Source organism: Mesorhizobium sp. M7D.F.Ca.US.004.01.2.1 (assembly GCF_003997785.1).
GTDB classification, from domain to species: domain Bacteria; phylum Pseudomonadota; class Alphaproteobacteria; order Rhizobiales; family Rhizobiaceae; genus Mesorhizobium; species Mesorhizobium loti.
Genome location: NZ_RZRQ01000209.1, coordinates 1 through 10,775, shown reverse-complemented (window position 1 = coordinate 10,775; position 10,775 = coordinate 1). Strand labels below are relative to the sequence as shown.

At 62.0% G+C, this 10,775-nt stretch carries 8 protein-coding genes and 1 pseudogene; 7 read left to right on the top strand and 2 right to left on the bottom strand.

Features of this window, described 5'->3' with window-relative positions; all coding sequences use genetic code 11:
• Window positions 1-244: cupin domain-containing protein (locus EN993_RS23985; protein ID WP_206532405.1), on the bottom strand; the 244-nt coding region annotated here is incomplete at its 3' end.
• Between the two features lie 144 nt (window positions 245-388).
• On the opposite strand from EN993_RS23985, the gene EN993_RS23980 reads away from it, so the two are divergent.
• On the top strand, window positions 389-1,435 hold the full coding sequence (locus EN993_RS23980; protein ID WP_127264999.1) for an AraC family transcriptional regulator: 1,047 nt from the start codon (window positions 389-391) through the stop codon (window positions 1,433-1,435).
• A pseudogene (locus tag EN993_RS23975) lies at window positions 1,435-1,593 on the top strand (cupin); the annotation flags it as partial. The gene EN993_RS23980 and the pseudogene EN993_RS23975, both read left to right, overlap by 1 nt.
• A gap of 181 nt (window positions 1,594-1,774) precedes the next feature.
• Here the strand turns inward: EN993_RS23975 and EN993_RS23970 are convergent.
• Complete coding sequence (locus tag EN993_RS23970) at window positions 1,775-3,193, bottom strand: coniferyl aldehyde dehydrogenase (protein ID WP_127264998.1); 1,419 nt, start codon at window positions 3,191-3,193, stop codon at window positions 1,775-1,777.
• Window positions 3,194-3,491: 298 nt separating this feature from the next.
• On the opposite strand from EN993_RS23970, the gene EN993_RS23965 reads away from it, so the two are divergent.
• The 5 genes from EN993_RS23965 to EN993_RS23945 all read left to right on the top strand — a co-directional run bounded on the left by EN993_RS23965 (window position 3,492) and on the right by EN993_RS23945 (window position 9,741).
• Window positions 3,492-4,253 carry a sulfotransferase gene (locus EN993_RS23965; RefSeq protein ID WP_127265000.1) on the top strand — a complete coding sequence of 254 codons (762 nt, stop codon included), beginning with the start codon at window positions 3,492-3,494 and terminating at the stop codon, window positions 4,251-4,253.
• Window positions 4,253-6,097 (top strand): DNA helicase RecQ, encoded by a 1,845-nt coding sequence (gene recQ, locus EN993_RS23960; RefSeq protein ID WP_127264997.1) that lies wholly within the window; start codon window positions 4,253-4,255, stop codon window positions 6,095-6,097. The genes EN993_RS23965 and recQ overlap by 1 nt, the downstream gene beginning before the upstream one ends.
• A 946-nt stretch (window positions 6,098-7,043) precedes the next feature.
• Window positions 7,044-7,631 (top strand): hypothetical protein, encoded by a 588-nt coding sequence (locus EN993_RS23955; RefSeq protein WP_127264996.1) that lies wholly within the window; start codon window positions 7,044-7,046, stop codon window positions 7,629-7,631.
• A gap of 488 nt (window positions 7,632-8,119) precedes the next feature.
• A complete protein-coding gene (locus EN993_RS23950) occupies window positions 8,120-9,076 on the top strand; it encodes a DUF1403 family protein (protein WP_127264995.1) in 957 nt (318 codons plus the stop codon).
• A gap of 2 nt (window positions 9,077-9,078) precedes the next feature.
• Window positions 9,079-9,741 (top strand): SMC-Scp complex subunit ScpB, encoded by a 663-nt coding sequence (locus tag EN993_RS23945; protein WP_063169436.1) that lies wholly within the window; start codon window positions 9,079-9,081, stop codon window positions 9,739-9,741.
• Window positions 9,742-10,775: the final 1,034 nt, after the last annotated feature.

The window sequence follows — 10,775 nt, the reverse complement described above, 5'->3', positions numbered from 1 at the left end:
TCACATATTCCGAAGTGGGGTGGTTGTGCGCGGGAATTTTGTAGCCCGCGGGCATCTTCAGCCGCAGCACATAGATGCCGTCCTTTGACGGATCGCCTGCAACAACCGCGATCTGGGCGCCAGCTGGAAGGACAGCAGGAGCGGGCCCCCACTTGATTTCGTCGGCGTTTATGGGCGCGTCGTGAGCAAATAGGGGCGCTGTTCCAACAAGCAGAAGTGCAAGTGCGCAGGCAAGTTTCAACATCCTGGTGTCTCCATTTGGGTCGCAGAAAGGTCGTGTTTTTTGCCAAAGCTCGAGGGTTGATAAGATCGGGCATCGGGTGATGCGGGATTAATCTGTCGAGCTGCAGCGTTCTGGAGGTGTAGACGCCAGACTTCAGGTTCAGCAATGATTGAAACATCGGATTTACATGCAGGTACGCCGGACCACGGGCCTCCCGTCGGGCCGGATCTGCTGTCGGAAATGCTGAAAGCCGTAAGGCTGACCGGCTCCGTCTTTCTGAACGCCTGCTTTAGTGCGCCGTTCGGCGTTGTAGCCCCGAAATACTACGACCCGGTCAGCCCCATGGCGTATCTGCGCCACATCAGCATTTTCCATTTCATCGTAGCGGGCAACTGTACTTTTGAGGCCGGAAATGGCGAGCGGCGGGAAGTCACTGCTGGCGATCTGTTGTTCCTGCCATTCGCCGGCCACCACAGGTTTTGGAAGGGTGAGCCGCTGGTGATGGCCGCAGCCGGAGAAATCGTTCAGCCTGGTCGGATCGAAGGGATGTGGACTGTCAATTATGGCGGCGGTGGTGACGAACTGCGCATGGTCTGCGGCTTCCTTGAGTCTTCAGAATTCCTGTTCGCGCCGGTGTTCCGCACGCTTCCGGCGCTCATCGTCGAGAAGATGTCAGAGGACAAGGTTGGCGCCCTGATCGCCTCAACCGTGCAGGAAATCGATTTGCACGTCGAGGCGGCGGCACCGGGTTCACAGGCGATGCTCGGAAGGCTCATGGAGCTTTTGTTCGTTGAACTGCTGAGGCGCCATGTCGCCCGGCTTTCACCTGGCTCAAAGGGTTGGTTCGCGGCGCTAAACGATCCGATTGTCGCAAGGACGCTGCAGCTTCTCCACGCCGATCCGGCACGCCACTGGACCGTCGGCCAGATTGCCGACAAGGTTGGCTCATCGCGCACGATCGTTGCAGGGCGGTTCAACGCGCTGCTCGGCCGCCCGCCGATCGAATACGTGACGAGTTGGAGGATCCAGCTGGCTGGGGAGCGTCTGCGTTTCGGCCACGAAAGTCTCGCAAGTATCGCTGCCGGCGTGGGATATCAATCCGAGGCTGCATTCAGTCGCGCCTTCAAACGGGTCACCGGGATCACGCCGGGAAAATGGCGAGAACGGACCGGCTCTCTTGCGGGTCTCGCCCTAGGATCTGCTTCGCCCTAGGCCGCTTCGAAGTGACCATCGCCGGCCGGACCGAAACCCTCGCGGCCGGCGGCAGTTTCATCGTGCCGTCCGGTCTGGTGCACGGCGTCAAGGCGCTCGAAGCGGGGCGGCTGATCGACAGCTTTACGCCGCACCGGGCCGATTTTCTTTCTCTTTGAATTGCTCTAGCCAAGAGTAGGAGATCGAGCAGGGAAAACCCGCGCCCCAAAAGAGACGCGGGTTGTTGCCTGGGCGCTTGTGGCGCCGCGGTACTCAAGACATGACCGCAGGATGCGAAACCTGCCGCATGATGGTGAACATAGGTTTAACGCGCCGTGATGGCTGGGTGGCTACGTCCGGTCAGGTGATGTGCCGGAGCAGGCTGAAGAGCCGCTCGAACGTCTTGCCGTAGGGCGGACGCAACATGGCGCCGGCGCTCAGCCGCGACTGCAGGAAAACCGGCTTCTCCTTGCTGAAGGTGCGAAAGCCCCATTCGCCGTGATAGGCGCCCATGCCGCTGGCGCCGACACCGCCGAAGGGCTGGTTCTCCTGCACCAGATGCAGCATGCAGTCGTTGATGGTGACGCCGCCGGCGACGGTCTCGTGCAGCATGCGTTGACGGTTGCCGCTGTCGCGTCCGAACCAGTAGAGCGCCAGCGGCCGGTCCGCCCCGTTTACATGGTCGATCGCGTCGTCGATGCCGGCATATTCGACGATCGGCAGCACCGGGCCAAAGATCTCTTCGCGCATCAGCCGCAGGTTTGCGCTGGCATTGCGCACCAGGGTCGGCAGCATTTTCCGGCTCGCGCCAAGTTCCTCGCCGGCCGGGTTGATTTCGGTGACATCGGCGCCGGCATCACGCGCCTCGGCGATCATGTCGCGCAGGCGCTGGTGGTGCCGGTCACTGATGATGGCGGTATAATCGGGGTTGTCGCGCAAGGTCGGGTAGAGCCGTGCTATCGCCGTTGCCAGCTTCGCGGAGACCGCGTCTCCTTGCCCCTTCGGCACCAGCAGATAATCCGGCGCGATGCAGGTCTGCCCGGCATTCAACAGCTTGCCATAGGCAATGCTGGCTGCCGCCGCGTCGAGGTCGCATGATGGATCGAAGATTGCCGGCGACTTGCCGCCGAGCTCGAGCGTGACCGGGGTCAGATTGGCGGCCGCCGCGATGGCGACGTGGCGGCCGACCGATGTCGAGCCGGTGAACAGCAGATGATCGAAAGGCATCGACACGAAAGCCTTTCCCATCTCGGCGTCGCCGGTGATGATGCTGAGCTCATCGGTCGCGAAATGCTCGGCAACGAGCTTGGCCAGCAGCTCGGAAAATGCCGGCGTCAGTTCGGAAGGTTTGATGAGCACCCGATTGCCGGCGGCGAGGGCGGCAGTCACCGGCGCCACAGCGAGCTGGAAAGGATAATTCCAGGGCGACACGATGCCGACGACCCCGAGCGGCTGCGGGACGAGGCGATTTCTACCCGGCAGGAACGGCATGGTGGTGGCTACGCGACGCTCCCGCATCCAACCCTTGAGATGGGCCAGCGCGTGGCGGATGCCGGCGCGCACGACGAACAGTTCCGCAAGCCGCGTCTCGTGTGCCGAACGGCCTCCAAAGTCGGCGTCGATCGCCGCACAGATCTCTGCTTCGTGCCGCTCGGTCAGCGCCAGCAGGCGCATCAGGCGGTCTTTGCGGACGCCCAGGTCAGGAAAGGGCTGTGTCCCGAAGGCCGCACGCTGCAATTGGAACCGCTCGCCGAGAACATCCTGTCTGGTCTGCAGCATCGCGCCCTCCCTGGCTTGTTGGGCCGAGCTTACATCGTGGTGCGTGAAGGAATCCAGCGGGGTGCGGGTGTCCTGGGGGAAGGCGCAGGCTGCGAACGATCTGTTCCTGTTGTGGCGTGATGACAGCTGCGCTAAGGCAAGGTGCCCATGCAGAGAGTCGTTTTGACCGGTTTCCACATCCTCTCCAGTCCACGAAATTCCAACCGGGTGTCTGCCTGATGCAGGCATCTGCGACGAGCATCGTGGCCATGGACCCCAAGCGGCGCGTTTCGCGCCGGGTGGCCCAGCGGAATTGCGGATGAAGGACGCTCACAGACTTGAGGCCGCGTTCAGTGCGGCCGCGCGAAGGGTCATGCGGGAGTTTCATCGGTTCGTGCCGCTGTCTCTGAAAAGGCGCATGCAAAAACGCGCATACCCACGCGCGACGCCGGCCAACAGAATTTTCATCTCGGGCTGTGCGCGCAGCGGGACGACACTGACACAGCGGCTGATGAGGTGTTTCCAGGACATTTTCGTCCATCCGCCCGAAGCGCGATACACAATGCTGGACATGCTGGACCGGCCGGAATCCAACCTCGTCGTCAAGCGCGATGCGCGCAGCTTTGCGCGTCTGGCGAAGCTGCCTGCTTCCATCGGCTTGATCTACTGCGTGCGCCATCCATTCGACACGCTGACAAGTTCGCATCCGCAAACACGCAGCGAGCGTCGGTTCCACGTCACGCCGCATCGCTGGCTGGCCGAATACGATGCGCTGATACGGCTGAAGAAGGCACAACCGCACAGGCAGATCCTTTTCGTTCGCTACGAAGACATGATCGGCGCGCCCGATGCCATTCAGCAGCGAATCGCGCAGTTGTTCGGGCTGACGCCGCGGATTCGCTTCAGCGAGGATCCGGACAATCCGATCCGGGTGGCTTCGTTGAAAAAATGGGAGAGGAGCGAAGACTTCCGGACCGATCTCGGCGGCCTGTCGCCGGCATTCCTCGTCCGCGTCCAGCGCTTCTGCGCCGAGTTTGGGTATGACATGCCGATAACAACGCAGGCTGTGGACGCTCCGTGATGCAGGCACCGGCAGCGGCCCTCACGACAGAAGGGCAAGACCCCAAGCGGCGCGTCCTGAAGGACGTGTTCGGCTTCGATGATTTTCGCCCCGGCCAGGCCGATGTCATGGATGCGCTGCTGGCCGGGCGTCATGTGCTGGCCGTCATGCCGACGGGGGCGGGCAAATCGCTTTGCTACCAGGTGCCGGCGCTGGTCCTGGGCGGGCTCACCATTGTCGTTTCGCCGCTGGTGGCGCTGATGCAGGATCAGGTCGCCGCCTTGCGCCTTGCCGGCGTGGCGGCCGACACGATCAATTCCTCGATCGACCGCGATGCCAATATCGCCGCTTGGCGGCGCGTCGCTTCGGGCCAGACGCGCCTGCTCTATCTCGCGCCGGAGCGGCTGATGACCGAGCGGATGCTCGACGCGCTGGCCAGGCTCGACATCAGCCTGATCGCTGTCGACGAGGCGCATTGCATCTCGCAATGGGGGCCGGCGTTCCGGCGCGAATACGAGGATCTGTCACGGTTGCGCGGCATCTTCCCCAACGTGCCGATCATCGCGCTGACGGCGACGGCAGACGAAGGCACGCGCACCGACATCGAAGCCCGCCTGTTCGCCGAGCGCGTTGAGACCCTGGTGCTGGGTTTCGACCGGCCGAACATCAAGCTTGCCATCGAGGCCAAGCAGGACAGCAAGCGCCAATTGCTGCGCTTCGTCGAGCGTCATCCTGGCCGCAGCGGCATCGTCTACTGCCTGTCGCGCAAGAAGACGGAAGAGATGGCGGCGTTCCTCGAGAAGAACGGCGTCACCGCGCTAGCCTATCATGCCGGCATGAGCAAGGAGGCGCGTGACGCCAACCAGAACAGCTTCATGACCTTGTCGGGTGTCGTCATGGTGGCGACCATCGCCTTCGGCATGGGTATCGACAAGCCTGATGTCGCCTATGTCTTCCACACCGACATGCCGGGCAGCCTTGAGGCCTACTACCAGGAGATCGGGCGTGCCGGCCGCGATGGGCGGGACGCCGAGGCGCATATGCTGTTCGGTCTTGGCGACATCCGCATGCGCCGGATGTTCATCGACGATGAGGACGCACCGGCCGAGCACAAGAGGCGCTCGCATGGCCGGCTCGACACGCTGATCGGCTATTGCGAGACGGCGCAGTGCCGTCGCCAGGTGCTGCTTGGCTATTTCGGCGAGGAAGCGCAGCCTTGCGGCAATTGCGATACTTGCCTCGACCAGGCGCCGCGCGCCGATGGCGGGGCGGAGGCGCGGATCATCCTGGCGGCCATCGCGCAAAGCGGCGAACGTTTCGGGGCCGGCCATGTCATCGACATTCTGCTTGGCCATGAAACCGAGAAGGTGCTGGCCAGGAACCACCAGAGGCTTGCCAGCTTCGGCAGTGGACTGGCGCACAAGAAGGATTTCTGGCTGTCGCTGATTCGGCAGCTCGTCGCCGGCGGGTTTCTGATGCCGGACCCGGCCGGCCATGGCGGCCTCGCCATCGCCGAAAAAGGCCATGCGCTCGGCCGTGGCGAGATGCCGTTCCATTATCGGGTCGAGGTGCGCAGCCGCGCCTTGCGCGGCAAGACGCGTTCCGCACAGGATCTCGGGCAGGCCGATGTGGACACCGGGCTGCTGGCTGCGCTCAAGGCGCTGAGACTGCGCCTCGCCAAGGAGCGCCAGGTGCCGGCCTATGTGGTGTTCTCCGATCGCACGCTGATCGACATGGCCGAACGCCGCCCGCACGACCTCGACGCCTTTGCCGAAGTGAACGGCGTCGGTGCTGCCAAGCTCAAGGAGTTCGGCCAGGTTTTTCTGGATGCAATCGCGGCGCACCAGTCGGGTGGAGCAGTCTGAACACGGGGGAATTTGCGACAGACTTAGCGGCCTGGGCCAAGCCTTACCTTTGAGTTCATGGATAGTCCGTCTTGTGGCCGGTACGACCACCCGGCTTCGCCTCAGCAGCTCGCTCGCCACAAGGCCTACCCGAGCTATCGGTTTGGGTTCGAAGGTCGCAGGGATGTTGGTCGTTGGTACCGACATTCACGATAATGCCGGCCTGTGGGGTGACAGGCGCGCCACGGTTATTCCCCGATAGCGTTGAACGACGCCGGTTATTCGCGGTCCGTCGCTTTCGATGTGCGTGTTGTTACTGTTCGGATTGAAGAATCGACCGCCTGCACCAGGCTATTGGCGCGGTTTGCATCGCCTGCTGCAAGCTAGGGGGCAGAGGATGCATGCCCGTGGTGTGTTTTACTCGCGGCGCCTATGACGTCGTCATCGGCGCTCGCAGTCCGCCACAACGCGCGTTGGTGAGGCTCTGGTGCGGGACGTTAGCCAAGGCGCCGGTTAACCTGTCCCACAATGGGTCATTTGCCGCTGGCATCACAATTGCAATGTCAGCAATGCCGGGTGTTGGGACCATGGGATCCGGCATGGGGCGATGGGGCCCTCGCCGCTTCGCAAATGGAGCGGCGAGGTTTTTATTCAGCTATCAGCCAGCCATTGGCAGGTACGTGCGATAAAGCGATCAGCGACCACGCCTACTGCGATCGCCCAGGCTGCCAAACTGTAGAACTGTCGCTCGCGCCCATTGGTCGCTTCGTCCTGCATTTAATCCGCGGCTTGTCTCAATGATCCCGACCATTGCGCGAGTAAATTCAACCATGCTGTTTGCCGTGACAGCTGCCCTGTCCGGACTTTGCCCAATCAGCTCAGCGGCTCCGCAACATGACAGGCGGATGAGATCGTAGTGCGGATCTCTTTCATCGTCTGGCAACGTCGCTAATTTCAGGGCGCGACGGTGAATCATCCGCAGCAGCTGTGCCAGTGCTGTTTCGACTCTCATGCGTTTTGCTCCGCATCGGTCGAACGTCCCGGCACAGAGGGGCGCTGGAACGTCGATCGGGGTTCGGTTCCCGTCCCGACACTGAAAGGTTGCATTATAGCCGTTAATATATCGTTGATTGCTAATATACGCGCCAAACTGGGCAGCGTGCTTGCCGCGGCGGCGGCGGTCGCCGGCAAGCAATACGCTCCAAGCCGGCAGGGTAGCGCCTATGCCGGGAACGGACGCGAGTGTGCCAACAGTCTGGTCAGAAAAGCGGTGCATAATCCAAATCTCCTTCGGTTGCGGCTTCCTGGGAAACGCATTGGGAAGGAAGAGGTGGGCGTTAAAAAATCTTACAAAATCAATCTATCAGACAGGAAATATGGCGGAGAGGGAGGGATTCCCTTTCACCTCTATGATACTGAAAATACTAGTCTTTTCGCGCTTTTTGTTACACAGTTTGTTACACAGCTACAACTACGATTTATAACCGCTCTAAGCTCGCAGCTTTTGGGCTCGCCTGCCCAATCCATCCGATCTGTCGAAACCGATGGCTTGTAGGACACTCCCGCGTGTGTACGTTGGGGCTTGGGTCAGAAGGTGACCCACAGCAAAGACGGGAGCGCCGCAGCGCAAAAGATCTCATCGGTCAAGGAACAGATAGTGAAGTAGCCTGTGACAATCGGCGCCAGCATCACCTCCAAAGCCGACCAGGAAAAACCCGCAAAAAACGTCGCCCTCAGATACCCCGTCGGCAATGAATATGGGACCGAAGTTGCGCGGCAGATCGGGCGTTAGATGCCTTCATGACATCTGAACCTGAGCAGGCTCCTACGCCGCGAGCCGGCACATTTCCGAACGGAGTTTCGTCCGGCTGCGCAAAAAGGTGCCCTGTCGAGACTTACTTGTTGGCCAAATGGCTTAGCAGGGACGAACTCGTGAAGAGATTGATAATGCAACACTATCAGTCGTTGTGCTGATCCGACAGGCTGTGCGTTTTGGCACGAAAATCATGGCGAAAAGCGCACCGGCACTTTACTCTCCAAATTATGATTCGCCTCGATCCCGCGACCGCCAGCTCCTCTGCGCCGCCCTCCGTTCCCGCGTGGGCGATCACAAGCGCCGGCGCGCCGAGTGACGGCGACGCCGCCTTCCGGGCCGGCGCCGCCCTGGGTGCCCTCGACACGCTCGCCCGCGCGCAGGCAGCCTGGGCCGGCGCTTGGCGGCAGCGGCTGGCGGTTCGCTGCGCCGCCTCCAGCATGCGGCTCGCCGGCCGCGCCGAGGATGCGGCCGCCTTGCGCGATGCCTGGCATTTGCGTCCCCTACGTGCTGACCCCGGTCCCGCAGGCGCCGTCTTTGGCGCCTGGCGGCAGTTGGCCAGGCAGCCGCCCGCCGCTACGCCCGGCCGGCTCGGGAAGATACTCGACCAGCTTGGCCTCCATTGGGACGGCGCCGCGCTCGCCGACCTTTGCACGCAGATCGAAAAACTCGGGGTATCCCAGCGGTCGGCGCCATTCGACGCCGCGGCGATCGCCGCTGAGGTCGTCGCCATGCGTCCCGATGCCGAAGTCTTTGGCTGGTGGCTCGCCGACCTGGTACTGGCGCAACGCCTGGGCTGGCCGCAGCCCCTGCCGCTCCTAATGGCGCAGGGTTTTGGACCATCTTTCCGCACCGAGGCCGGCGGTGGCCGGCGCATCCGGCCCGGGGACAAGAATTTTGAGCGGGCGGTTTGCATCGCGCTCGGCGCGGCCGCCGCGGACGCTTGTCGGTTGGCCGCCGAGCTGTCGCGCCGGGCCGAAAAACTCCTGGCGGTGGCGCCGAAACTGCGCGCCAAAGGCGCCGGCGACGTAATCTTTCTGCTGCTCAGTGAAGACGCCGTGTCCGGATCGCTGACGACGGACAATCTGTCGCGCTTTGCATCGCGACGGCTGTTCGAACGGCTGCAGCAACTGGAGGTCGTGCGCGAGCTCTCCGGCCGCCCCACATTCCGGCTGTTCGGGCTGTAGCGATGAGCGAAGCGTCCGCCCGCCGCAAGCCAAACGATCAGCCGGCGCTGCTCGACACCGAACTGGAACATCTGCCGCCGGAGCTGCGCTGGTGCGAATGGATGGCCCGCGTCGAAGCGGTGATCTTTGCGGCAAATGAACCGGTGACACGTAGTGTCCTCGCGCGGGTGGTGGGAAAAAACTGCAATATCGAGCTGATCATCGACGACATTCGCGCCGAACTCGCCGGCCGCCCTTACGAGCTGGTCGCGGTCGCCGGCGGCTGGCAGCACCGGACCAAAAAGGTTTTTGGCGACGCCATTCACGCAGCCTTCGGCACGGCAGCGGGCGAGGGAGCAAAAGAACTGTCGCAGGCGGAGGCGCTTGTCTTGATGTGCATTGCCTATTTCCAGCCGATCACCCGTGGCGAGCTGTCGAGCTTTTTCGGCAAGGAGGTGTCACGTGACCTGATCGGCGTGCTGCGCGCTGAGCAGCTGGTCGCCTCGGGGCCGCGCAGCCCGCAGCCGGGCGCGCCCTACACCTATGTGACGACCAAAACTTTTCTGTCGCAGTTCGGGCTCGACACGCTGCGCCAGCTGCCGGATTTCGAGGCGCTCGAGGACGCCGGGCTGCTGTCGAAGGAGAAGCTGCTGGATCATCCCAGGGTTTGCAGATATCGACGATGATGGCGCCAGCGCCGCGCTCGACGAATAGATGATCCCATCACGGCGGGACACACGCGATCTCGCCGCTCGTCACATAGAAGATTGCGCCACGCACGCCGTCTGGTCTCGCCGGCTGGGTCCTTCGCGTGACGGAAGGGAGGTGGCGGCACGCGTCCGCTTGTCGATGAAGGATAAGCGAACAGGCAATTGATCGAGCCTGGTCGCACATGTCGATCACCATTGAGAGCTCTCGAAGGGAGAAAGTTCAATTGAACCACGTCTACCTTGAGCTTCTCGCGACGATTGAGGCGTTAAGATCCAGCCCATCGGGGCGACCATTCAGACGCTGATGGACAAGGTTCGCGACCTTTCACAGACGATCAAAGCCCTGAAAGACGATCTCCACCAGACAGCCGGCTATGGCCTGCTAAGAACCTAGCCAGCCGGCGAGTGCCCATCCCGGCCATTGTCAGCGAGGCGGCCATCCCAACAAGATCGCCTTGCCGCCACCGCCAATGGCGGATGCTGACAGCAGCGCCATAAGAACGCCAACGTAGATGGGGAAGATCATCCTCGGGCTATTCGTCCTTCCAAATGACAGTCTTCCCCCGAAAATCCCAATGAAATTTGAGGTTGGCTTTCAGTACCTCGGTGGGGATCCTCGGCTCGATCGCTGTGTGGAGAGCGTTATACGTTTCTCGGCAGAAGCTCGGCGGCGGGACATTCAGCTTGTACCCCGACGGGTACCTAAAATCTTGCTGAGAATTCATCAGGTCAAGGTTGTTGGCAATCATCTTCACGTTCCCAATCGGCGGCATTCCTAGGGCCACTGCGGCTTCGTAAATGTCCTCGATCTTGTGACCGAAGCCGAGCCGGAGACCGCGTTTCGACACGCCCTTTGAAGCTAGATACGCTTTCAAGAGGAGTTCTAGGTGTGAGCTTTCGAGAGGTTGTCCATTCGGACCGGACCGAGGAGACTGGAGTTACCACGCTTCAGCATCCATCGGAGGGTCCGAATGAACATCCACAAGAATGCCCGTCTCACACCGCTGCGT

Coding starts and splice junctions, on each gene's coding strand:
- recQ (WP_127264997.1), top strand. CDS start 4,253: ATGCAGGCACCGGCAGCGGCCCTCACGACAGAAGGGCAAGACCCCAAG.
- EN993_RS23970 (WP_127264998.1), bottom strand. CDS start 3,193: ATGCTGCAGACCAGACAGGATGTTCTCGGCGAGCGGTTCCAATTGCAG.
- EN993_RS23950 (WP_127264995.1), top strand. CDS start 8,120: ATGATTCGCCTCGATCCCGCGACCGCCAGCTCCTCTGCGCCGCCCTCC.
- EN993_RS23945 (WP_063169436.1), top strand. CDS start 9,079: ATGAGCGAAGCGTCCGCCCGCCGCAAGCCAAACGATCAGCCGGCGCTG.
- EN993_RS23980 (WP_127264999.1), top strand. CDS start 389: ATGATTGAAACATCGGATTTACATGCAGGTACGCCGGACCACGGGCCT.
- EN993_RS23965 (WP_127265000.1), top strand. CDS start 3,492: ATGAAGGACGCTCACAGACTTGAGGCCGCGTTCAGTGCGGCCGCGCGA.